This window comes from Micromonospora chalcea, assembly GCF_002926165.1.
Classification (GTDB): domain Bacteria; phylum Actinomycetota; class Actinomycetes; order Mycobacteriales; family Micromonosporaceae; genus Micromonospora; species Micromonospora chalcea.
In genome coordinates this window covers 1-21,769 of record NZ_MAGP01000174.1, presented here as the reverse complement: position 1 = coordinate 21,769, position 21,769 = coordinate 1, and the positions used below count along the sequence as shown (strand labels likewise).

Below are 21,769 nucleotides of genomic sequence, written 5' to 3'. Positions count from 1 at the left end.
CACCCCACCCACCCCGTCGATCATGAGGTTGACGGCGACAAAACGGACGGCAACCGCCGCCAACCTCATGATCAACCAGAACGAGAGGGGAGGGTCAGAAGGTGAAGAGAGAGGCGGTGGTGCGCTGCATCAGGCAGGGGTTGGTGAACGTACGCGTGTAGGAGACCGGGCGGTTCTGCCAGAAGCCTGCGGCGCGGGCGACGACCGGGGCGTACTGGGAGGTGCACGGCGAGCCGTCCACGTCGAGCGCGTCCAGGTCGCCGTCGACGCGGGCGACGAGCCGGCAGGCGGTGATCGGGTCGGGGTGCAGACCGCCGGTCGGCCCGCAGGTCAGCACCGTGGCGCGTACGCCGGCGCCGTCGTCGACGGTGAGCAGCAGCACCGATGGGGTCTGCGGGCCGGGGCGCGGCGCGGCCTGCGCGGGGGAGGCCGGCGCGGCGAGGGTGCCGAGCGCGGCGACCAGGGCCAGTGCGGCGGTACGTCGGGCGAAGGGCATGGGTGGTCCTTCCGTCGGGGCCCCTGGGTGCGGGGCCGATGGGTGACCCGGTCCGTCGTGCGCAACCGGGCCGCCGAGAACCCTAGGTGGACGGTGTGAACGCGAAGAGTCACGAAGTGTTACACCAGCCGACCGCGTCGCACGTTCGGTGTGACATTGGTGTACGGGAATGCCCGAACGGCTGACAACCGCTTCCGCGCCTCGCGTAAACGCATTCCGAATAAGCGTGACGCCTGCCTGAAAGGCTGACAACCGAATCGGCCCGTTATTGCGCTGATGCATCCTGTACGCCGGATCGTTGTCAATGGATGACAACCGGAACGGCCGTTACCGTAACGATTCTTTCCGGTGCTCCGTATCCCTTTACCGTCGGGTGGCAGGGCGTTTTCGCCCCCGTCGGAGGGACTGTTCATGAGCGACCTCTCACACCCGCCGCCCCGGACTCCGGCCGCCGACGCGACCATTTCCGTCCCGGAGATCCAGGCCGGCCCGGAGCCCGCCGGCCGGGCCGCCGAGTTCGTCGGCCGGTCACCCAACCAGCTCGCCTGGCTGCGGCTCAAGCGGGACCGTACGGCCCGGGCCAGCGCCCTGACGCTCCTCGTCGCCGCGGTGGTGGCGCTCGGCGCGCCGCTGCTGGGGCGGCTCACCGGAATCGACCCGACCGACAAGTTCGTCGACCGGTTGAACGATTTCGGAATGCCGATCGGGTATGCCGGCGGGATCAGTTCCGATCATTGGCTCGGCCTTGAGCCGGGCAGTGGCCGGGACATCCTGATGCAACTGGTCTACGGGCTTCGGACGTCGCTGTTCATCGCGTTCACCTCGGCGCTGCTGGCCTCGTGCATCGGCGTCGCGGTCGGTGTGCTGGCCGGATGGGCCAGAGGCTGGCTGGACAGTCTCGTCAACTGGCTGATCGACCTCACGCTGGCGTTCCCGTTCCTCATCTTCGCGCTCGCGGTCATCCCGATCCTGCAGGACCGCTTCTACTCCGACCGGGAGGCGCCGTCGCCGGCCTTCCGGGTGGCGCTGATCGTCGCCACCTTCGGCCTGTTCAGCTGGACGTACACCGCGCGGCTGGTCCGCGGGCAGGTGATCTCGCTGCGGGAGCGGGAGTTCGTCGACGCGGCCCGGGCCGCCGGTGCCGGCACCGCGCACATCCTGCTGCGGCAGCTGCTGCCGAACATCTGGGCGCCGATCCTGGTCACCGTCTCGCTGATGGTGCCCCAGTTCATCGCCATCGAGGCGGCGCTGGCGTTCGTCAACATCGGCGTCACCGAACCCACGCCCGACCTGGGCCGCATGATCTTCAACAGCATCGGCTACGTCGCGAGCGACCCCTGGTACACCCTGTTCCCCGGGTTGACGATCTTCCTGCTGGTCCTGGCGTTCAACCTGCTCGGCGACGCGCTGCGCGACTCGCTGGATCCCCGCTCCACCCGGTAGTCCCCACGGCCATCACACGCCCGGCCGGCGGGGGCCGCCGGGCACGAAGGGAGCACACCGTGCGCGCACGAACCCGGACACTGACAGGTGTCCTCGCCGCGGCGGCGCTGGCCGCCGCCGGCTGCAACCCCACGCCCGACGACAGCGGCGGCGACGACCAGAAGACCAAGACCCAGAGCGGCTCGATCTCGTACGAGGCCGCCGACAACCAGGGCCCGGCGAAGCCCGTCGACGGGGCGTCCCGGGGCGGCACCCTCACCGTCATGCAGCCGGCCGACTTCGAACACCTCGACCCGGCCCGCAACTACGTCAACGTGCAGCAGGTCGCCGGCGGGATGCTCTACCGCCCGCTCAACGGCTACAAGGAGGACGGCACCGGCAAGCTGCTGCTCGTCGGCGACCTGGCCACCAACCCCGGCAAGGACGTCGACGGCGACTGCAAGGTCTGGGAGTTCACGCTGCGCGACGGCGTGCGCTACGAGGACGGCACGCCGGTGAGCAGCAAGGACGTCGCCCACGGCATCGCCCGCTCGTTCGCGGCGAACCTCAACGAGGGCCCGCACTACATCCAGCAGTGGCTCTACCCGGGCGGGGCGTACAACGCCACCTACAAGGGACCGTACGACGGCGGCAAGCCGGTGCCCGACGGCGTCACCACCCCCGACGACCGGACCATCCGGTTCACGTTCCCGCAGCCGCACTGCGACATGCCGTACGCGGCGGCGCTGCCCACCAGCGCGCCGGTGCCCGCCGCCAAGGACACCCGCGCCAACTACGATCTGCGGCCGTTCTCGTCCGGCCCGTACCGGGTGAAGTCCTACCAGCGCGACGTGTCGCTGGAGCTGGAACGCAACCCGAACTGGGATCCGGCGACCGACCCGCTCCGCAACGCGTACCCGGACACGGTCCGGATGACGTTCGGCCTGGAGCAGGCCCAGATCGCCGAGCGGCTGGTCGCCGACGGACCGGCCGACCAGGCGGCGCTGAGCTGGTCGGACGTGCCGCCGTCGGTGCTGCCCCGCACCACCGGCGCCGGCGTCGCCGACCGGGTCGTCCGCGGCCCGACGCAGTACAACTGGGTGCTGAGCATCAACACCCAGCGGGTCACCGACCTGAGCGTACGGCGGGCGCTGAACTACGCGGTCGACAAGGACGCCCTGCTCAAGGTCCTCGGCGGCCAGGCCGCCGGGACACCCGCGACCACGCTGATGTCACCCACCACCGCCGGGTTCGTGCCGTACGACGTGTTCAACGCCCCGGTGACCGGCGACAAGGCGAAGACCGCCGAGCTGCTCGCCGGAAAGCGGCCGAAGCTGGTGCTCGCCCACTCCAGCCTGGAACTGCGTACCCAGCAGGCCGAGGCGCTGCGCAAGAACCTCACCGACATGGGGTTCGACATCGTGATGAAGCCGATCGACAACAGCAGCTACTACGACGAGGTGGGCCGCAAGGACAACCCCTACGACCTCTACCTCACCGGCTGGGGCTCGGACTGGCCCACCGGCTCCACAGTCATCCCGCCGGTCTACGACGGACGGGAGATCGTGGCCGAGGGCAACCAGAACCTGTCGTACCTCAACGAGGCGTCGGTCGGCGCGGAGATCGACCGGGTCCGCGCCCTGCCCGCCGCGGAGCAGGACGCCGGCTGGATGGCGCTCGACCGCATGATCATGGAGAAGTACGCGCCGGTGGTGCCCTGCTACTACGACGCCACCTACGAGCTGCACGGCTCGAAGGTCGGCAACGCCTTCCTCAGCGACGCGTTCGGGATCATCTCGCTCAACGGCATCTACGTGAAGAAGTGACAGCCGCGCTGGGACGGCTGCCATCGCGGCCGTCCCCGCGCCCCACCCGGGGGAGGTGCTCCCGTTGCTCCGTTTCGTCGTCCGGCGGCTGCTCGTCGCCGCCCTGACCCTGGTCGTCATCAGCCTCGTCACATTCGGTCTCTTCTTCGCGGTGCCGAGCAGCCCGGCGAAGGTGATGTGCGGCAAGAACTGCACGGCCGAGGACATCGCCCAGGTCGAGCGCCGCCTCGGCATCGACCAGCCGCTGCCCCGGCAGTACGCGGACTTCGTCGGGGGCGTCTTCGCCGGCCGTACCTACGGCGAGGGGGACTTCCGGCAGGACTGCCCGGCGCCCTGCCTGGGTTACTCGTTCCGCAACAACCAGCCGGTCACCGAGATCGTCGCGCAGCGCGCCCCGGTGACGTTCAGCATCGTCCTCGGCGGCGCCGTGCTCTGGCTCGGCCTCGGCATCTCCCTGGGCATGGTGTCGGCGCTGCGCCGGGGTACGGCGTTCGACCGCGCCGCCATCGGCGTCACCCTGGCCGGCGCGTCCATGCAGGTCTACTTCTTCGGTCTGATCCTGCTCTACCTGCTGGTCTACTCCACCGGGCTGCTGCCGTTCCCCAGCTACACGCCGCTGACCGAGAGCCCGGCCCGGTGGGCGGCCGGGCTGCTGCTGCCCTGGATGACGCTGGGTTTCCTCAACTCGGCGCTGTACGCCCGGCTGTCCCGGGCGCAGATGCTGGAGACCCTGTCGGAGGACTTCATCCGTACCGCCCGGGCGAAAGGGCTGCCCGCGCGGCAGGTGCACACCCGGCACGCGCTGCGGGCGGCGATCACGCCGATCGTGACTATCGCCGGGCTGGACATCGGCACCAGCCTCGGCGGCACGTTCATCACCGAGACCATCTTCGGCCTCCAGGGCCTCGGCAAGGCGACAGTGGAGGCGGTGCAGTTCCTCAACCTGCCGGTGGTGATGGCGACGGTGCTGCTGGCGGCCGTGTTCATCGTGGTCGCCAACATCGTCGTCGACGTGCTGTACGCGGTGATCGACCCACGGGTCCGGCTGGGCTGAGGAGGAGGAGACGGACATGGTGGAGCTTCCGACGCCGCGACGCGGCGAGGACCCGTACCTGCGGGTCACGGATCTGCGGGTGCGGTTCGACACCGAGGACGGTGTCGTCAAGGCCGTGGACGGGGTGTCGTTCGCCGTCGAGCGGGGCCGCACGCTGGGGATCGTGGGCGAGTCCGGGTCCGGCAAGAGCGTCACGTCGCTGGCGATTCTCGGTTTGCACAACGCGAAGCGGACGACCATTTCCGGGGAGATCTCGGTCGGTGGTCGTCAGTTGGTGGGTCTGCGTGAGGAGGAGATCCGCCGGTTGCGGGGCCGGGACATGGCGATGATCTTTCAGGATCCGTTGTCGGCGTTGCATCCGTACTACTCGGTGGGTCGGCAGATCGCGGAGGCGTACCGGGTGCACCACCCGAGGGCCGGAAAACGGGAGGCCCGCAGCCGGGCGGTGGACATGCTCGGCCGGGTCGGCATCCCGCAGCCGGCGAAGCGGTTCGATCAGTTTCCGCACGAGTTCTCGGGTGGGATGCGGCAGCGGGCGATGATCGCGATGGCGCTGGTGAACGATCCGGATCTGCTGATCGCTGATGAGCCGACGACGGCGCTTGATGTGACGGTGCAGGCGCAGATCCTGGACCTGCTGGCGGATCTGCAGGCGGAGTTCCGGTCGGCGATCATTCTGATCACGCATGACCTGGGTGTGGTGTCTCAGGTGGCTGATGACGTGTTGGTGATGTATGCGGGTCGGGCGGTGGAGCACGGGAGTGTGGAGCGGGTGTTGCGGGCGCCGCAGCATCCGTACACGTGGGGGTTGTTGTCGAGTGTGCCGTCGTTGCACGGTGACGCGGATGCGGACCTGGTGCCGATCCCGGGTAACCCGCCCAGCTTGATCAATCTGCCGTCGGGGTGTGCGTTTCATCCGCGGTGCCGGTGGGCCGGCGTGAACGGTGACCGGTCCCGCACCGAGATCCCGGAGTTGGGCCCTGCTGGTGCGCCGGGTCATCTGGTGGCGTGTCATCTGCCGGTCGCCGCGCGGGAGCGGATCTACCGGGACGAGGTCGCGCAGGTGGGGGTGGCTCGATGAACGGTGTGACGAACGGGCAGGCGGCGGTGGCGGGCGACGCCGGCCGGCTCGCGGGCGAGCCGCTGCTGTCGGTGCGAGGGCTGACCAAGCATTTCCCGGTGCGGCAGGGGCTGCGCGCGCGGGGTGCGGTGCGGGCGGTCGACGGGCTGGACTTCGACGTGCGGCCCGGCGAGACGCTCGGCCTGGTCGGGGAGTCGGGGTGCGGGAAGACCACGACCGGGCGGATGCTGGTCCGCCTGCTAGAACCCACCTCCGGCAGCATCATGTTCGCGGGGCGGGACATCACCCACGGCGGGCGGCGTGAGTTGCGTGCGCTGCGGCAGGACCTGCAGATCATCTTCCAGGACCCGTACGCCTCGCTGAACCCCCGCCACACCGTCGGGCGGATCGTGGCCATGCCGTTGCAGGTCAACCGGATCACCCCGCCCGGCGGTGTGAAGAAACGGGTCCAGGAGTTGCTGGAACTGGTCGGGCTGAACCCGGAGCACTACAACAGGTACCCGCACGAGTTCTCCGGCGGGCAGCGCCAGCGCATCGGCATCGCCCGCGCCCTCGCGTTGAAACCCAAGCTGATCGTCGCCGACGAACCCGTCTCGGCGCTGGACGTGTCGATCCAGGCGCAGGTCATCAACCTGCTGCGCGACCTGCAACGCGACCTGGACCTGGCGTTCGTGTTCATCGCCCACGACCTCGCCGTCATCCGCCACTTCTGCCACCGCGTCGCCGTCATGTACCTCGGCAAGATCGTCGAAATCGGCGACCGCGACACCATCTACACCCGGCCCCAGCACCCCTACACCCGAGCCCTACTCTCCGCCATCCCCGACGTCACCACCCTCGGGCCCGCCGGCCGGATCCGCCTCACCGGCGACGTCCCGACCCCACTCAACCCGCCATCGGGCTGCCGCTTCCGTACCCGCTGCTGGAAAGCCACCGACCACTGCGCCACCGAAGAACCGGCGCTGACCACCCGAGACGACGGCGGGCAGCTCACCGCCTGCCACTACCCGGAGAGCGGACCGGTCGGCGTGCCGACCGGCGAACCCGGCAGCAACGAACGCACCTGACCCACGACGGAGCCGGGGACGACCCTGCCCTGAGCAGGAATCAAGCCTGACTGCCCTGAGCCGGGCGCGGTCGCCCCCGGCCGCCGATGCCGGTGTCCGCGCCGGTGACGATCGCGACGCGGTCGTAGTGCTCGTATCGCTGGGGCATGACCGCGCACTACCCGCGCACGGCGACCTCAACCGGGCGGACGACCCCGACTCGGCCGCCGGTTTCGTCGGAGGCGGTGGCTAGGGTACGGACGTGATAGCCGATGAGTCCGATGCCGTGACCGTTCGCTTCCTGCGCATGATGAGCGCCGAGCTGCACGCCGAGCGGGCGGGCGACGACTCGCTCGGCCGCACTGTCGAGCTGGCCCGGCAGTGGTGGGGCACCGCCGACGACCGGCTCGCCGACGCCCTGCGCGAGCTGCACGGCGAGCCGTCCGAGCCGGCGTCAGGCGGTCCGGACGGGCACGGCGAACTCCGGGGCCTGCGAGGTGAGCACCCCCGTCCGTGACGGCACGCGCCACTGCTCGGCCAGCGCCGCCGCCAGCTCGTCCAGCATCCGGCGTACGGTCGGCGCCGCCCCGGCGTGCATCGCCTCGATGACCACGAGGACCTCGACGGTGGCGGCACGTACCGCCGAGGCGCCGCTCTGCCGGTGGCACCAGCGCCGGGCGTGCGCGTGCCCGCCCTCGTCGGCGAAGATCACCTCGCCGGGCGCGGGCTGCTCGGACTCCCCACCGAGGCCGAGATACGACTCGGTGCCGTCGGCCGGGCGCACGGTCAGGTCGCCGTCGATCCCGGCCAGGTCGAGCACGGCGACCGGGACCGCGTACCCGACGGAGAGCGCGTTGCCGAGGTCCACCAGCGGGTGCAGCCGGGGCAGGTCGCCGTCGCGGCGCAACCGGCGCAGCAGTGACTCGGCCGCGCAGCGGTAGCGCGTCGGCGGGCAGCCCATCCGGGTGAACGCGCGCCGCCACGCCTGGATCTCCGGGAAGCCGCCCTCCGGTGCGGCGGCGAGCCGGTCCCGGGCGACGCCGAGGTGACCGGCGAGGCGCGGCGTGACGTCGGCGTCGGGCGTGATCCCGGTGGCGTGCAGGACGCCGCAGGTCAGCTCGGGGAAGGACGACCAGATCTCGGGGGAGTGCCGGAAACGCACTGATGAACTCCTTCTAGGCGGTGAACGCGAGGCCGAGGCCCAGGGCGAGGAAGCTGCCGGCCACGGCGTGCCGCAGCAGCGCCCTCAGCCGGGGCCGGCCCAGCACGCGGCGGCGCAACGCGCCGGCGAGCACCGCGTACCCGGCGAACACCAGCAGCGTGACCAGCATGAACACCAGGCCGCAGGCGAGCATGCGGACGGGGGCGGCGGGCGTGCCCGGGGGTACGAACTGCGGCAGGAACGCCACGAAGAACACCGTCACCTTCGGGTTCAGCAGGTTCAGCAACACTCCGTCGCGGAACACCGCCGACGCCGGGCGCGGCGGCCGGTCCGCGTCGACGGTGAACGCGCCCCGGTCGCGCCACGCCGACCAGGCCATCCAGAGCAGGTACGCCACGCCCAGCCAGGTCACCACGCGGAACGCCGGGGTGCCGGCGCGAAGCAGCGCGGCCAGGCCGGTCACGGCGGCGATCACGTGCGGAACGAGGCTGAGCGTGGCACCGGCCGCGGCGGCCAGCCCGGCGCGGCGTCCGGCGGTCACGGCGGTGGCGAGCGTGTGCGTCACCCCGGTGCCCGGAGTGACGGCGACGACGAGTGCCGTCAGCAGGAAGGCGATGGTCACCCGTCCAGCCTCTGGCCATAATGGTCCGGTGGACAGGGCCAAAGCCGTCGTTTCCGACAGGTCCAAATCGGTCGGCGCGGACTTCCTCCAGCTCGATGTGGGCGAGGCCCCGCCCGGCGGCCGCGCGGACTGGCTGGCCGCCCGGCTGCGCTCGGCGATCGCCGACGGCCGCGCGCCAGTAGGTAGCCGCCTGCCACCCAGCCGGGTGCTCGCCGCCGAGCTGGGCGTCTCGCGCGGCGTGGTGACCGAGGCGTACCAGCGGCTGGGCGAGGACGGCCAGGTCGCCGGGCGCGGCCGGGCCGGCACCGTCGTGGTGGCCACCCCGGCCGCCGTGCGCGCCCGGCCACCCGAGCCGAGGAGAGCACCGGAGGTGTTCACCGGCCGGCCCGGCCTCGACGTCTTCGAAGCGCTGCGCGCCGCCCCCGCGAGGGTGGACCTGACGCCCGGCGTACCCGATCTGGCGGCATTTCCTCGCGCGGCCTGGCTGCGGGCCGAGCGGGCCGTGCTGCACCGGGCCACGCCCGCCGCGCTCGGCTACGGCGACCCGACCGGCACGCCCGCGCTGCGACTGGCCGTCGCGAACTGGCTGGCCCGCAACCGGGGCATCCGCGCCGACCCGGCCGAGGTGGTGGTCGTGGCCGGGGTGTCCCAGGCGCTCGGCCTGCTCGCGCGGGTGCTGCACGAGCGGGGTACGCGCACCGTCGCGGTGGAGGACCCCGGCTCGCTCGGCGTGCGGCAGCACCTCACGTACGCCGGGATGGCGACGCCGCCGGTGCCGGTGGACGACCGGGGCCTGCGCGTCGACGAGCTGGAGCGGTCCGGCGCGCCGGCCGTGCTGCTCACCCCGGCGCACCAGTTCCCGACCGGGGTGGTGCTCGACGGTGAGCGGCGTCGCCGGCTGCTGAGGTGGGCGCGCGACGGCGGCCTGGTGCTGGAGGACGACTACGACGCCGAGCACCGCTACGACCGCCCGCCCGTGCCGGCGCTGCGCGGCATGGCCCCCGACCGGGTCTGCTACACCGGCAGCATCTCCAAGCTGCTCGCCCCGGCCCTGCGGATCGGGTGGACGCTGGTGCCGCCGTCGCTGCGCGCCGACGTGGTGGACGCGAAGCGGACGGCGGATCTGGGCAACGCGGCGCTGCCGCAGCTCGTGCTGGCCGAGCTGATGGAGTCGGGCGCGCTGGAGCGGCACCTGCGGCTGCTGCGCCACCGGCACGTACGCCGCCGCGACGCGATGATCCGGGCGGTCCGCGCGTACCTGCCGGGGGCGGTGGTGCACGGCGCCGCCGCCGGGCTGCACCTGACGGTCACGCTGCCCGGCGACGTGGACGACCGGGCGCTCGCGGCGGAGGCGCTGCGCCGGGGCGTCAAGGTCCATCCGCTGTCCTGGCACGGCCAGCGTCCGCAGCCGCCGGGCCTGGTCCTCGGGTACGCGGCGACCCCGCCGTCGGAGATCGACCGAGCCCTGTCCACAGTCGCCGATGCCCTCCACGCCCTTCCTTGATCAACGAGGGAGAGGTGGGGGGTAGAGAGCGGCCAGGGCGGTGGCGGTGGCGGCCAGGCGGGCGCGCAGCTCTTCCGGGGACAGGACCTCCACGTCGGCGCCGAGCCGCAGCAGGTCGCCGTGGGCGTGGGTGAGCGACTCGATCGGGATGACCGCGCGCACCCAGCCGCTGTCGTCGGGCGGGCCGGCGCTCGCCTCGGCGGCGGCGACCACCACGTCGCTGCCGATCTCGCGCAGCCGGGCGAACCCGCGCGGCGACAGCCGGATGTGCGCCTCGTCGCGGTGCATCCCGGCCCGGAACTCCACCACGTGGGCGCGCCACCAGGCCGGCAGGTCGAACTCGGGCCGCTCGAACGTCTCGTCCAGCGGGGCCAGGTCGAGGATCTGGTTGACCCGGTAGGTGGCCGGTCCGGCGCGGTCCGGGCGGGCGGCCACGAGATACCAGCGCCCGCCCTTGAGCACCAGCCCGTACGGTTCGAGCACCCGGATCGTCTCGCCGCGCCAGCCCCGGTAGCGCACCCGGATCCGGTGCTCCCGCCACACCGCCTCGGCCGCCTCGGCGAGGTACGGCGACGGGTCGCCGTCGGAGTACCAGCCCGGCGTGTCCAGGTGGAACCGCTGTTCCAGCCGGGCGGCCCGGTCGGCCAGCGGCGCTGGTAGCGCGGCCCGCAGCTTGAGCTGCACGGCGGTGACGACCGACTGGTAGCCCAGTTCGGCGGCAGGTCCGGGCAGCCCGGCGAAGAGCAGCCGGTCGGCCTCCTCGGCGGTCAGCCCGGTCAGCCGGGTTCGCCAGCCCTCCACGAGCCGGTAGCCGCCGTCGTGTCCGGCCTCGCCGTACAGCGGGATGCCGACGGTGTGCAGCGCCTCGACGTCCCGGTAGATGGTGCGTACCGACACCTCGAGGCGGGTGGCCAGGTCGGCGGCGGTGAGCCGGCCGTGCGCCTGCAGGAGCAGCAGGATGGACAGGAGTCGACTCGCACGCATTCTGCTGACACTAGCTGTCAGGGGACCGCCCCTACCGTCCCGATCATGGCTTTCCACGACAAGGAGCTGACGGTGCCGGGGGCGATCGAGGTCGCCGGCCGGCACGTCAAGCGCTACCACATCGACCAGCCGGACCGTCGCCTCGAACCACGTGTGGTCGAGGCCGCGTACGCGTACCTTCCCAAGCTGCTGCCCGGTCCCGACGGCGGCACCCCGCCGGCGAGCTGGGTGGTGCTGCACCGGGGCGCGGACAGCGGCGCGTACCTGCTGGCGTACACCTGGTTCTTCGACAACGTGGTCGAGTGCCGCATCGCGATCGCCGGACAGTCCGCCCTCGACTGCCCGGACGACGATCCGGCGCGCTTCGTGGACCTGGAGCGTCCCGGGGTGGGCTGCGTCTGGGAGCTGGGTGTGCTGGAGCACGAGCGCGCCGCCTGGATCCGGCACGTGCTCGCGCCGGACGAGCCGGACCTGGCCGGCTACCTGGCCGACGCCCGGCCCGAGGGGCCGGTGGGGTTCTGATGGGCGACTTCGACTTCCTCATCGGCACCTGGGACGTGACCAACCGGCGTCTGCGGCAGCGGCACGTCGGCAGCGACGACTGGGACGAGTTCACCGGCGTCAGCGAGGCCCGCTCGTTCTTCGACGGCGCGGGCAGCTTCGACGAGATGCGCTGCCCCGGCCGGGGTTTCTCCGGCTCGTCGGTACGCATCCTGAACCCGTCGACCGGGCTGTGGTCGATCTACTGGATGCACAGCGCGCGGGGCGTGCTGGAGCAGCCGCCGGTGGTGGGCCGGTTCACCGACGGCGTCGGTGAGTTCCACGCCGACGACACCGACGAGGGCCGCCCGGTGCGCTGCCGGTTCCTCTGGTCGGCGATCACCCCGGTCTCCTGCCGCTGGGAGCAGGCGTTCTCCACCGACGGCGGGCACGCCTGGGAGACCAACTGGGTCATGGAGTTCCGGCGGACGGCATGACCGGCGGGGTGGTGGTCCGGTAGATCGCGGTCAGCCAGACGTCGAGCAGCACGTCGACCACGTCCCGCTCGGCCACCGCCGGGCCGTCCCCGGCGAACGTGGCGTACCAGACCCGTTCGTTCATCGAGTTCAGCGCGATCGAGAGGTCCCGGGCGGGCAGCCCGTCCGGGGCCGCGCCGCGTGCGCGTTCGGTCTCGATCGCGGCCTGCACCGCGCGGACCCAGCGTTCCAGCACCTCGGCCCAGAGCCGCCGCACCTCGGCGTTGGTGCCGCGTACCTGGGCGCAGGCGAGCACCACGTCCCGGTGCCCGCCGAACGTGGCGTGGAACCGGGCGATCAGCTCCCGCCAGTGGGCGCGCGGGTCCTCGGCGAGCCGGTCGAACACGCCGCCGGCCGCCGCGTCGGCCTCCTCGGTGACCCGGTCCAGCAGCGTGAGCAGCACCGCGTCCTTGGACGGGAAGTAGAAGTAGAACGTGGGACGGGAGATGCCCGCGCCGCGCGCCAGGTCGTCGATGGAGATGTCCCCGAACGCGCGCTGCCGCAGCAGCCGCTCGGCGGTGGCCAGGATCGCGGTCTCCCGCTCGTCGCCGGCGGAGCGGCCGGCCCGCCGCCCGCGGCTGGGCGCGGCGCCGGCCGGCGTACGGGCGGTGGTCATGTCGGCTGATGCTACACCCGCTCAACACCCTGTCGATTAAGCTCGACATGGTGTTGACTGCGCTCGACGGCGATGGATAGTGTCCGGTCCACCGCCGGTGCGAACGGGAGAAACCGATGGCCGCAGACCACGTCGACGTCCTCATCGTCGGGGCCGGCCTGTCCGGCATCGGCGCCGCCGTCCACCTCGGACGCGAGTGCCCCGGCAAGACCTATGCGGTGCTGGAGGCCCGGGGCGCCATCGGCGGCACCTGGGACCTGTTCCGCTACCCGGGCATCCGCTCCGACTCCGACATGTACACCCTCGGCTACTCGTTCAAGCCGTGGACCGACCCGAAGGCCATCGCCGACGGCGACTCCATCCGGGCGTACGTGCGCCAGACCGCCCGCGAGTACGACGTCGAGCGGCACATCCGCTTCCACCACCGGGCCGTGCGCGCGGAATGGGACAGCGCCACCGCCCGCTGGACGGTCCACGCCCGCCGCGACGACACCGGCGAGGACGTCACCATCACCTGCGGGTTCCTGTTCACCAACTCCGGCTACTACCGCTACGACTCCGGCTACACGCCGCGTTTCCCCGGCGTCGAGCGGTACGCCGGCACGCTCGTGCACCCGCAGCACTGGCCCGACGACCTGGACTACACCGGCAAGCGGGTCGTGGTGATCGGCAGCGGCGCCACAGCCGTCACCCTCGTGCCGGCGATGGCCGAGCGGGCCGCCCACGTCACCATGCTCCAGCGCTCACCCACGTACGTGATCGCGCTGCCCTCGCGCGACCCGTTCGCCGACGCCGCGCGGCGCTGGCTGCCCCCGAAGGCCGCGTACACGGTGGCGCGGTGGAAGAACGTCGCGCTCGGGGTGGCCAACTTCCAGCTCAGCCGGCGTGCCCCCGGCGTGGTGAAGCGGTTCCTGCGCCGGGCCGCGAAGGGCCGGCTGCCCGCCGGGTACGACGTCGAGCGGCACTTCTCGCCCCGGTACGACCCGTGGGACCAGCGCCTGTGCGTGGTGCCGGACGGCGACCTGTTCACCGTGCTGCGCGAGGGACGCGCGTCGGTGGTCACCGACACCATCGACACGTTCACCGAGCACGGGCTCCGGCTCGCCTCCGGCGAGGAGCTGCCCGCCGACATCGTGGTCACCGCCACCGGCCTGAACCTGCTCGCGCTCGGCGGCATGACCCTGGCGGTCGACGGCGCCGACGTCGACCTCGCCTCGACGGTGGCCTACAAGGGCATGATGCTGTCCGGCGTGCCGAACTTCGCCATGACGATCGGCTACACGAACGCCTCGTGGACGCTCAAGGCCGACCTCGTCGCCACGTACGTCTGCCGGCTGCTGCGCCACCTCGACGAGACCGGCCAGCAGATCGTCACGCCGCTCGCCCCGGACACCGACGACCTGGCGCCGATCATCGACCTGCAGTCCGGCTACGTGCTGCGCGCCGTCGACCAGCTGCCCAAGCAGGGGCCGCGCGCGCCGTGGCGGCTGCACCAGAACTACCCCCGCGACGTACGCCTGATGCGGCACGGCCCGCTCACCGACGGCGTACGCTTCGCCCGCGCCGGCGTACCCGCCGCCACCTCGGGAGGAACCGATGCGTGACCTCGTCTTTCCCGGCGGCACCGCGGTGCTCACCGGCGCGGCGAGCGGCATCGGCGCGGCGCTGGCCCACGGCCTGGCCCGGCGCGGCGCCGACCTGGTCCTGCTCGACCGCGACGCCGACGGCCTGACCTCGGTCGCCGCCGCGATCTCGGCGGCGCACCCGGACCTGCGGGTCGAGACGCACGTGGTCGACCTCGCCGACGCCGAGGCCACCGAACGGGTCGCCGCCGAGATCCACCGCGCGCATCCCCGCATCCGGCTGCTGATCAACAACGCCGGGGTGGCGCTGGGCGGGCGCTTCGACCAGGTCACAGTGGAGGAGTTCCTCTGGGTCGTCGAGATCAACTTCCGGGCGGTGGTGCGCCTGACCCACGCGCTGCTGCCCGCGCTCAAGGCCGAACCCGGCGCGCACCTGGTCAACGTCTCCAGCCTGTTCGGCATCATCGCGCCCGCCGGGCAGGCCGCGTACGCGGCGAGCAAGTTCGCTGTCCGCGGCTTCACCGAGGCGCTGCGGCACGAACTCGTCGACGACGGCGTCGGCGTCACGTCGGTGCACCCGGGCGGCATCCGCACCCGGATCGCCAGCAGCGCCCGGGTCGGCAGCGGCGTTGACCGGGCTGAGTACGAGACCGGGCTCAGGCAGTTCGAGAAGCTGCTCACCAACGACCCGGCGAAGGCCGCCGAGGCGATCCTGCGCGGCGCGAAGCGGCGTCGCGGCCGGGTGCTGATCGGCTGGTCGGCGAAGCTGCCCGACCTGCTGGCCCGGGTGGCCCCCGCCGGGTACGGCCGGGTGCTCGCCCTGGGCATGCGCCCGTCCCGCCCGGCGGCCGTCGCCGAGGTGCCGGCGCCGCGGGCCGAGACGCCCGGCGAGGAGGCCGCGCGGGAACCCGGACGCACGGCGTGACGGTGGCCCTCCCGCCGGCCGACGAGCGCACCGTCGACGGCCGGCGCGTGCGCTGCCGGATCAGCGGCGACGGGCCGCCCGTGGTGCTGCTGCACGGCATCGGCCGTACCCTCGACGACTTCACCGCCCTGCACGCCGCGCTGGCCCGCGACCACCTGGTGCTCGCGGTGGACCTGCCCGGGCACGGCGGCTCCGCGCCGCTGGACGGGCCGCACACGCTGCCCGCCCTGGCCGGCGCGGTCGCCCGGTTCCTCGACGTGGCCGGGGTGACCGGCCCGGCGCACCTGGTCGGCAACTCCCTCGGCGGGGCGGTGGCGATGCGCCTCGCGGTCGACGCGCCGCAGCGGGCGGCCAGCCTGGCGCTGCTCAACAGCGCCGGCTTCGGCCGGGAGGTGACGGTGGCGCTGCGGCTGCTCGCGATCCGCCCGCTGGCGCCGCTGCTGCTGCGCCCGCATCCGGGGATCGCCCGCCGCAGCGAGCGGGCCATCTTCTTCGACCCGGCGTACGTCACCGAGGAGCGGATCGCCACCGCGCTCGCCGTCGCCGGGCAGCCGCACGCCGCCCGGGTGATGCTGGAGCTGGTCCGCGACCTGGGCACCTGGCGCGGGGTGAAGCTGCGGTGGCGCGCCGAACTGCTCGACGCGGTGGCCGCGCTCGACCTGCCCACGCTGCTCGTCTGGGGCGACCGTGACCTGATCCTGCCCGCCACGCACCTGGCGTACGCCGGCAGCCGGCTGCCGCACGCGCGCCGCCATCTGTTCCGCGACACCGGGCACATGCCGCAGATCGAGCGGACCGCCGAGGTGGAGGCGCTGCTGCGGGAGTTGTGGGCCTGACCCGCGGTGGCCTGCGCCACTGCCCGGGCCCGCGATCGAGCGGCGGGACGAGCCGCGGAGCAAGCTTAGATACATGACGCATGCCAGCCGGACCGCGCCGTCCGCCGCCGAGCGGGCGTACCGGCACCTCAAGCAGGCCATCCTGGAACAGGTCTACCCGGGCGGCCAGCTCGTGAGCGAGGGCGAGATCGCCGACGCGACCGGCGTGTCCCGCACCCCGGTCCGGGAGGCGCTGCTGCGGCTGGAGACCGAGGGTCTGGTCAAGCTCTACCCGAAGCGCGGCGCGCTGATCCGGCCGGTGTCGGCCCGGGAGATCGCCGACGTCATCGAGGCCCGCCGGCTGGTCGAGCTGCACGCCGCCGAGCGGGTCTGGGACCGCCGCGCCGAGTTGCGCGCCGACCTGGCCCGCCGGCTGGAGGAGATGCGACGCGCGCACGCCGCCGGTGACATCAGCGCGCTGATGGGCGCCGACCGCTCGTTCCACGCCGCCGTGGTCGAGGCGGCCGGCAACGAGATCCTGGCCGAGCTGTACCACCGCCTGCGCGACCGGCAGCTGCGCATGGGCGAGGCGAGCTTCCGGCTCTCACCCGGCTGGGCCGAGGTCGCCCTGGCCGAGCACGCCGGCCAGCTCGCCGCGCTCGACGGCGACGACCCGCAGGCGTGGCGCGACGCGGTCGCCGGGCACATCGACACCGCCGCGCGGATGCTCGGGACGCTGCGGTGAGCGTGTCCCGCCGGCCCGCGGCCCTGGTGTACGCGGTGGCGCTGACCGCGTACCTGACCGCCGTGTTCCACCGCAGCTCACTCGGCGTCACCGGGGTCGACGCGGCGGATCGGTTCCACATCAACGCCTCCGCGCTCGCCACGTTCTCCGTGGCCCAGCTCGCCGTCTACGCCGCCATGCAGGTCCCGGTCGGGGTGCTGCTCGACCGCTACGGCTCGCGCCGGCTGCTGCTGGCCGGCGGCGCGCTGATGGTGGCCGGGCAGATCGTCTTCGCGGTCGCCACCGACGTGCCGGCCGCCGTCGCCGCGCGGGTGCTGGTCGGCCTCGGTGACGCCATGACCTTCATCAGCGTGCTGCGCATCGTCGCGTTCTGGTTCCCCGGCCGCCGCAACCCGCTGCTGGTGCAGCTCACCGGCACCGTCGGCCAGCTCGGCGCGGTGCTCGGCGCCGTACCCCTGGTGCTGCTGCTGCACCGCGCGGGCTGGACCTCGGCGTTCCTGACCGCCGCGGCGCTCGGCGCGACGGTGGTGCTGATGATCCTCGTCGCGGTACGCGACACCCCGCACGCCGAGCACGCCACCGCGCTCGCGCCCGACCTGGCGACCGTGCGCCGCCAGCTCGCCGAGGCGTGGGCCGAGCCGGGCACCCGGCTGGGCCTGTGGACGCACTTCGTCACGCAGTTCTCCGGCTCGGTGTTCGCGCTGCTGTGGGGGTACCCGTTTCTGGTGCAGGGCCAGGGCTTCTCGCCCACGGCGGCGGCCGGGCTGCTCACCCTGATGACGATGGTGACGCTCGTGTGCGGGCCGGTGCTCGCGCATCTGTGCGCCCGCTTCCCGTTCCACCGCTCGGTGTTGGTCTTCGCCATCACCGCCGGCACCGCCGGCATGTGGGCGGTGGTGCTGGCGTGGCCGGGCCGGGCGCCGCACGCGCTGCTGGTGGCGCTCGTGGTGGTGCTCGCGGTCAACGGTCCCGGTTCGATGATCGGGTTCGACTACGCCCGCTCGTTCAACCCGGTGCACCGCATCGTCAGCGCCACCGGCATCGTCAACGTCGGCGGTTTCGCCGCCTCGATCGTGCTGATCCTGGCCGTCGGCCTGGTGCTCGACCTGGCCACCCCGGCCGGGCACGACGCGCCGCCGCTGTCCGCGTTCCGCTGGGCGTTCGCCGTGCAGTTCCTGCTCTGGGCGCTCGGCGCGGCGCAGGTGCTGCGCTACCGCAACGCCGCCCGCCGGATCGCCGCCGACCGGGCCGCCGCGACGGCCGCGGCCCCCGTCTGAGTACGCGGCCGGCCCGGAGCGGCTTCGGCGCGGGCGGCTCAGCGCCGGTGCCGCACCAGCGAGTCGAGCATCAGCGTCAGCCCGGCGCCGACCAGCCACACGTCCTTGGCCAGCCCGATGCCCTCCTGGCTCGGCCGCAGGCTGCTGCCCTCCCGCATGCCGGGCGTCTTCAGGTAGAGCTGCACCAGCCCCGCGCCGAACGCGGTGAGCGCGGCCCCGGCCAGCAACGACGGCACGAACGGGGCGAGCAGCGCCGCGCCGAGCGCCGTCTCGCCCCGGGACAGCAGCACGGCGAACCGGTCCGGCGGGATCTGCCGCAGCTGCGGCATCGCGCCGGCCGCCATGCCGTGCATGCCCGCGGCGGCCTCACCCTCCAGGCCCCGCTTGCCCAGCCCGGAGTTCAAGATGTACGCGCCGATGGCGACCCGCAGCGGCGCATGCGACAGCCTCATGATCACTCCCGTCCCACCTGGTAGAACCGGCACACCGGGTACCCGGTCATGACCAGGACAATCCGGCGGGCTTCATTGGTTCGCGGGTCATGATCAGCGGTAGGTTCGGGGTGCAGAAGCACGCAACAAGGGAGGCACTGTGAGCCAGGAAGTCCGGGGAGTCGTGTCGCGGCGCAAGGGCGCGCCCGTGGAGGTCACCACCATCGTGGTGCCCGACCCGGGACCGGGCGAGGCGGTGGTCCGCATCCAGTCGTGCGGCGTCTGCCACACCGACCTGCACTACCGCGAGGGCGGCATCAACGACGACTACCCGTTCCTGCTGGGCCACGAGGCCGCCGGCATCGTCGAGCAGGTCGGCGACGGCGTCACCGACGTGGCACCCGGCGACTTCGTGGTGCTCAACTGGCGCGCGGTCTGCGGGCAGTGCCGGGCCTGCCGCCGCGGCCGCCCGTGGTACTGCTTCGCCACCCACAACGCGACGCAGAAGATGACGCTCACCGACGGCACCGAGCTGACCCCCGCGCTCGGCATCGGCGCGTTCGCCGAGAAGACGCTCGTGCACGCCGGGCAGTGCACCAAGGTCGACCCGTCGGCCCGGCCGGCGGCCGTCGGCCTGCTCGGCTGCGGCGTGATGGCCGGCCTCGGCGCGGCCATGAACACCGGCAACGTGACCCGGGGCGACTCGGTCGCGGTGATCGGCTGCGGCGGCGTCGGTGACGCGGCGGTGGCCGGCGCGGCCCTGGCCGGCGCGACCACGATCATCGCGGTGGACACCGACTCCCGCAAGCTCGACTGGGCGCGCAAGTTCGGCGCCACCCACACCGTCAACGCCTCCGAGGACGACGCGGTGGAAGCCATCCGCGCCGCCACCGGCGGCTTCGGCGCCGACGTGGTGATCGACGCGGTCGGCCGCCCGGAGACCTGGAAGCAGGCGTTCTACGCCCGTGACCTGGCCGGCACGGTCGTGCTGGTCGGCGGGCCGACGCCGGAGATGACTGTCGACCTGCCGCTGCTGGACGTGTTCGGTCGCGGCGGCGCGCTCAAGTCCAGCTGGTACGGCGACTGCCTGCCCAGCCGCGACTTCCCGATGCTGACCGAGCTGTACCGGCAGGGCCGGCTGGACCTGGACGCGTTCGTCACCGAGGAGATCGCCCTCGACCAGGTCGAGGAGGCGTTCAGCCGGATGCACCACGGCGACGTGCTGCGCTCGGTGGTGGTCTTCCCGTGACCGCCCGCGTCGACCACGCCGTCACGTCCGGCACGTTCTCCCTGGACGGCCAGACGTTCGACGTCGACAACAACGTCTGGGTGATCGGTGACGACGCCGAGTGCCTCGTCCTCGACGCGCCGCACGACGTCGCGGCCATCCGCCAGGTGATCGGCGACCGGCGGGTGGTGGCGATCGTGGCCACGCACGCCCATGACGACCACGTCCGGGTCGCGCCCGAGCTGGCCCGGGCCACCGGCGCGCCGGTGCTGCTGCACCCGGCCGACCGGGTGCTGTGGGACATGGTGCACCCGGGCACCGCCCCGGACGGCGAGCTGACCGACGGGCAGACCATCACCGTCGGCGGGACCACGCTGCGGGTGCTGCACACCCCCGGCCACAGCCCCGGCGCGTGCAGCCTGTACGCGCCCGACCTGGGCGCGGTCTTCACCGGCGACACCCTGTTCGCCGGGGGACCGGGCGCCACCGGCCGGTCGTACAGCGACTTCGGCACCATCGTCGAGTCGATCCGTACCCGTCTGCTGACGCTGCCGCCGGAGACGGTGGTGCACACCGGGCACGGCGACGACACCACGATCGGGGCCGAGGCGCCGCACCTGGACGAGTGGATCGCCCGGGGCCACTGAGGACCACACACCCGCGCGGGTCCGGCCGGAGCAGTCCGGTCCGGGCCCGCGTGCGGCGTCTTCCGGCCCGTCCGCGCCCGGGCGCCGCCGGGTGTCCGTCCGCTTCGGACGGATCCGGAAAGCCGTGTGGCCGGGCGACGTTCCGCCCCGATGACACTCGCGTCCGTGCTGGTCCGGTGCGGCGTCTCGCCCTGATCGTCCCGTTCCTCGCCCTTCACCCAGGATGCGGACCGGGTGCCCGGAATCGCGGGTGACCTGGACCGCAGCCTCGGCGCTGCCCGGCATTTCCGGAATGACCGACACTGCGGGCTCGTTGTGTCCCCCATACCGTCGGAACCCAAACACCTACCCGGCGGTAGTCCCCCGAGGGGCGCTCATCCCGGAGCGCGTCGTAACGATCGAAAGGGCAACCATCGTGAAGCAGCACTTCACTCGATGGCTCCCCGCCATCGCGAAGACCGCCGTGGCGAAGACCGCCGTCGCGAAGACCGTCGCCGTCGCCAAGAACCGCCGCGCCGTGCTGAGCGTGGCGGGCGTGGCCGTCCTGGGCGGGCTGGCCGTCGGCCCCACCGCCGTGGCCGCGCCCGTGACCAGTGGCCCGCACGCCGGCGCCAAGGCCGCCATCGACCTGGCCACCGGCAAGCAGACCTCGACCGAGGCGGTCAAGCCCGGCCAGACCACCGGCCTGGACAAGCTGCCGACCAGGGCGGACCGGCCGGCCAAGGAGAAGCTCGTGCCGCACGGCGTCGAGGGCGCGCAGTCGCGCATCCCGCTCGACGACGCGCAGCTCGCCAACGCCAAGGCCATCGTCGAGGCGGCCAAGGAGACCGGCGTGGGGGAGCGGGGCGCCGTGATCGGCGTCGCCACCTCGCTGCAGGAGTCGAAGCTGTACAACCTGGGTCACCTCGGCGCGTACAACGACCACGACTCCGAGGGCCTGTTCCAGCAGCGCCCGTCGTCCGGTTGGGGCACGTCCGAGCAGATCACCGACCCGGAGTACTCCAGCAAGGCGTTCTTCAACGCGCTGAAGAACGTCGGCGGCTGGCACGAGCTGCCGCTGACCACCGCCGCGCAGACGGTCCAGGTGTCCGCCTACCCGTACGCGTACGCGCAGTGGGAGGAGCAGGCGGCGGACATCGTCCAGCAGGTCTGGTGACCCACCCGTAGCGAACGGCCGGCCCTCCGGGGTCGGCCGTTCTCGCCGATCTTGGAATTGTGGTGCCTCGCATACCTCAGATACCGGACATCCTGGGCGCCACAACTCCAAGGGCGGGGGGGCGGGGCGGGGG

General features: G+C 72.8%; 23 protein-coding genes. 17 read left to right on the top strand and 6 right to left on the bottom strand.

Going from position 1 to position 21,769, the window contains the following annotated elements; genetic code table 11:
- Positions 1-94: 94 nt before the first annotated feature.
- Complete coding sequence (locus BAW75_RS30315; protein ID WP_104115803.1) at positions 95-496, bottom strand: SSI family serine proteinase inhibitor; 402 nt, start codon at positions 494-496, stop codon at positions 95-97.
- Positions 497-907: 411 nt separating this feature from the next.
- Between BAW75_RS30315 and BAW75_RS30310 the strand changes: the two genes are divergently transcribed.
- The 6 genes from BAW75_RS30310 to BAW75_RS30285 all read left to right on the top strand — a co-directional run bounded on the left by BAW75_RS30310 (position 908) and on the right by BAW75_RS30285 (position 7,442).
- The gene (locus BAW75_RS30310; RefSeq protein ID WP_104115802.1) at positions 908-1,939 is read left to right on the top strand and encodes an ABC transporter permease; all 1,032 of its coding nucleotides are present in this window, start codon (positions 908-910) and stop codon (positions 1,937-1,939) included.
- Between the two features lie 59 nt (positions 1,940-1,998).
- Complete coding sequence (locus tag BAW75_RS30305) at positions 1,999-3,744, top strand: ABC transporter substrate-binding protein (protein WP_104115801.1); 1,746 nt, start codon at positions 1,999-2,001, stop codon at positions 3,742-3,744.
- Positions 3,745-3,808: 64 nt separating this feature from the next.
- Positions 3,809-4,798, top strand: coding sequence for an ABC transporter permease (locus tag BAW75_RS30300; protein WP_043330115.1), 990 nt, complete (start codon positions 3,809-3,811; stop codon positions 4,796-4,798).
- A gap of 16 nt (positions 4,799-4,814) precedes the next feature.
- On the top strand, positions 4,815-5,879 hold the full coding sequence (locus BAW75_RS30295) for an ABC transporter ATP-binding protein (RefSeq protein ID WP_104115800.1): 1,065 nt from the start codon (positions 4,815-4,817) through the stop codon (positions 5,877-5,879).
- Positions 5,876-6,946 (top strand): ABC transporter ATP-binding protein, encoded by a 1,071-nt coding sequence (locus BAW75_RS30290; RefSeq protein ID WP_104115799.1) that lies wholly within the window; start codon positions 5,876-5,878, stop codon positions 6,944-6,946. The genes BAW75_RS30295 and BAW75_RS30290 overlap by 4 nt, the downstream gene beginning before the upstream one ends.
- 265 nt (positions 6,947-7,211) lie before the next feature.
- Entirely contained in the window at positions 7,212-7,442 is a 231-nt protein-coding gene (locus BAW75_RS30285; protein WP_222949610.1) for a hypothetical protein, read from the top strand.
- Here the strand turns inward: BAW75_RS30285 and BAW75_RS30280 are convergent.
- Both BAW75_RS30280 and BAW75_RS30275 read right to left on the bottom strand, forming a co-directional pair.
- Positions 7,380-8,087 (bottom strand): B3/B4 domain-containing protein, encoded by a 708-nt coding sequence (locus BAW75_RS30280; RefSeq protein ID WP_104115798.1) that lies wholly within the window; start codon positions 8,085-8,087, stop codon positions 7,380-7,382. The two genes, BAW75_RS30285 and BAW75_RS30280, sit on opposite strands and share 63 nt — an antisense overlap.
- 13 nt (positions 8,088-8,100) lie before the next feature.
- The gene (locus BAW75_RS30275) at positions 8,101-8,709 is read right to left on the bottom strand and encodes a LysE family translocator (RefSeq protein ID WP_104115797.1); all 609 of its coding nucleotides are present in this window, start codon (positions 8,707-8,709) and stop codon (positions 8,101-8,103) included.
- Positions 8,710-8,737: 28 nt separating this feature from the next.
- On the opposite strand from BAW75_RS30275, the gene pdxR reads away from it, so the two are divergent.
- Positions 8,738-10,213: a MocR-like pyridoxine biosynthesis transcription factor PdxR gene (gene pdxR / locus BAW75_RS30270; protein WP_104115796.1), complete on the top strand. Its 1,476-nt coding sequence runs from the start codon at positions 8,738-8,740 to the stop codon at positions 10,211-10,213.
- Here pdxR and BAW75_RS30265 read toward each other — a convergent pair whose 3' ends face one another.
- On the bottom strand, positions 10,214-11,197 hold the full coding sequence (locus tag BAW75_RS30265; protein WP_104115795.1) for a helix-turn-helix transcriptional regulator: 984 nt from the start codon (positions 11,195-11,197) through the stop codon (positions 10,214-10,216).
- Between the two features lie 45 nt (positions 11,198-11,242).
- Between BAW75_RS30265 and BAW75_RS30260 the strand changes: the two genes are divergently transcribed.
- Both BAW75_RS30260 and BAW75_RS30255 read left to right on the top strand, forming a co-directional pair.
- Positions 11,243-11,719, top strand: a complete 477-nt coding sequence (locus BAW75_RS30260) for a hypothetical protein (protein ID WP_104115794.1) — start codon at positions 11,243-11,245, stop codon at positions 11,717-11,719.
- Entirely contained in the window at positions 11,719-12,174 is a 456-nt protein-coding gene (locus tag BAW75_RS30255; RefSeq protein ID WP_104115793.1) for a hypothetical protein, read from the top strand. Before BAW75_RS30260 ends, BAW75_RS30255 begins: the two co-directional genes overlap by 1 nt.
- Here BAW75_RS30255 and BAW75_RS30250 read toward each other — a convergent pair.
- Positions 12,149-12,829, bottom strand: coding sequence for a TetR/AcrR family transcriptional regulator (locus tag BAW75_RS30250; protein WP_064445910.1), 681 nt, complete (start codon positions 12,827-12,829; stop codon positions 12,149-12,151). The genes BAW75_RS30255 and BAW75_RS30250 overlap by 26 nt on opposite strands.
- 116 nt (positions 12,830-12,945) lie before the next feature.
- Between BAW75_RS30250 and BAW75_RS30245 the strand changes: the two genes are divergently transcribed.
- From BAW75_RS30245 to BAW75_RS30225, 5 genes are all read left to right on the top strand, one after another.
- On the top strand, positions 12,946-14,433 hold the full coding sequence (locus BAW75_RS30245) for a flavin-containing monooxygenase (RefSeq protein WP_104115792.1): 1,488 nt from the start codon (positions 12,946-12,948) through the stop codon (positions 14,431-14,433).
- Entirely contained in the window at positions 14,426-15,337 is a 912-nt protein-coding gene (locus BAW75_RS30240) for an SDR family NAD(P)-dependent oxidoreductase (RefSeq protein ID WP_104115791.1), read from the top strand. The genes BAW75_RS30245 and BAW75_RS30240 overlap by 8 nt, the downstream gene beginning before the upstream one ends.
- Positions 15,334-16,173 carry an alpha/beta fold hydrolase gene (locus BAW75_RS30235; protein WP_104115790.1) on the top strand — a complete coding sequence of 280 codons (840 nt, stop codon included), beginning with the start codon at positions 15,334-15,336 and terminating at the stop codon, positions 16,171-16,173. Before BAW75_RS30240 ends, BAW75_RS30235 begins: the two co-directional genes overlap by 4 nt.
- A 73-nt stretch (positions 16,174-16,246) precedes the next feature.
- Positions 16,247-16,897, top strand: coding sequence for a GntR family transcriptional regulator (locus BAW75_RS30230; RefSeq protein WP_104115789.1), 651 nt, complete (start codon positions 16,247-16,249; stop codon positions 16,895-16,897).
- On the top strand, positions 16,894-18,174 hold the full coding sequence (locus tag BAW75_RS30225; protein ID WP_104115788.1) for an MFS transporter: 1,281 nt from the start codon (positions 16,894-16,896) through the stop codon (positions 18,172-18,174). Before BAW75_RS30230 ends, BAW75_RS30225 begins: the two co-directional genes overlap by 4 nt.
- Before the next feature lie 38 nt (positions 18,175-18,212).
- Here BAW75_RS30225 and BAW75_RS30220 read toward each other — a convergent pair whose 3' ends face one another.
- Positions 18,213-18,626: a hypothetical protein gene (locus BAW75_RS30220; protein WP_030504610.1), complete on the bottom strand. Its 414-nt coding sequence runs from the start codon at positions 18,624-18,626 to the stop codon at positions 18,213-18,215.
- 139 nt (positions 18,627-18,765) lie between these two features.
- On the opposite strand from BAW75_RS30220, the gene BAW75_RS30215 reads away from it, so the two are divergent.
- The 3 genes from BAW75_RS30215 to BAW75_RS30205 all read left to right on the top strand — a co-directional run bounded on the left by BAW75_RS30215 (position 18,766) and on the right by BAW75_RS30205 (position 21,636).
- Entirely contained in the window at positions 18,766-19,854 is a 1,089-nt protein-coding gene (locus BAW75_RS30215) for an S-(hydroxymethyl)mycothiol dehydrogenase (RefSeq protein ID WP_104115787.1), read from the top strand.
- On the top strand, positions 19,851-20,480 hold the full coding sequence (locus tag BAW75_RS30210) for an MBL fold metallo-hydrolase (protein WP_064445917.1): 630 nt from the start codon (positions 19,851-19,853) through the stop codon (positions 20,478-20,480). Before BAW75_RS30215 ends, BAW75_RS30210 begins: the two co-directional genes overlap by 4 nt.
- A 415-nt stretch (positions 20,481-20,895) precedes the next feature.
- Positions 20,896-21,636 (top strand): hypothetical protein, encoded by a 741-nt coding sequence (locus BAW75_RS30205; RefSeq protein WP_176722887.1) that lies wholly within the window; start codon positions 20,896-20,898, stop codon positions 21,634-21,636.
- The last annotated feature ends 133 nt before the right edge of the window (positions 21,637-21,769 follow it).

What these genes read in the sequence shown, in the direction of transcription:
- BAW75_RS30255 (WP_104115793.1), top strand. Translation starts at nt 11,719, where the DNA reads ATGGGCGACTTCGACTTCCTCATCGGCACCTGGGACGTGACCAACCGG.
- BAW75_RS30230 (WP_104115789.1), top strand. Translation starts at nt 16,247, where the DNA reads ATGACGCATGCCAGCCGGACCGCGCCGTCCGCCGCCGAGCGGGCGTAC.
- BAW75_RS30245 (WP_104115792.1), top strand. Translation starts at nt 12,946, where the DNA reads ATGGCCGCAGACCACGTCGACGTCCTCATCGTCGGGGCCGGCCTGTCC.
- BAW75_RS30265 (WP_104115795.1), bottom strand. Translation starts at nt 11,197, where the DNA reads ATGCGTGCGAGTCGACTCCTGTCCATCCTGCTGCTCCTGCAGGCGCAC.
- BAW75_RS30220 (WP_030504610.1), bottom strand. Translation starts at nt 18,626, where the DNA reads ATGAGGCTGTCGCATGCGCCGCTGCGGGTCGCCATCGGCGCGTACATC.
- BAW75_RS30315 (WP_104115803.1), bottom strand. Translation starts at nt 496, where the DNA reads ATGCCCTTCGCCCGACGTACCGCCGCACTGGCCCTGGTCGCCGCGCTC.
- BAW75_RS30290 (WP_104115799.1), top strand. Translation starts at nt 5,876, where the DNA reads ATGAACGGTGTGACGAACGGGCAGGCGGCGGTGGCGGGCGACGCCGGC.
- BAW75_RS30250 (WP_064445910.1), bottom strand. Translation starts at nt 12,829, where the DNA reads ATGACCACCGCCCGTACGCCGGCCGGCGCCGCGCCCAGCCGCGGGCGG.
- BAW75_RS30295 (WP_104115800.1), top strand. Translation starts at nt 4,815, where the DNA reads ATGGTGGAGCTTCCGACGCCGCGACGCGGCGAGGACCCGTACCTGCGG.
- BAW75_RS30240 (WP_104115791.1), top strand. Translation starts at nt 14,426, where the DNA reads ATGCGTGACCTCGTCTTTCCCGGCGGCACCGCGGTGCTCACCGGCGCG.
- BAW75_RS30310 (WP_104115802.1), top strand. Translation starts at nt 908, where the DNA reads ATGAGCGACCTCTCACACCCGCCGCCCCGGACTCCGGCCGCCGACGCG.
- BAW75_RS30260 (WP_104115794.1), top strand. Translation starts at nt 11,243, where the DNA reads ATGGCTTTCCACGACAAGGAGCTGACGGTGCCGGGGGCGATCGAGGTC.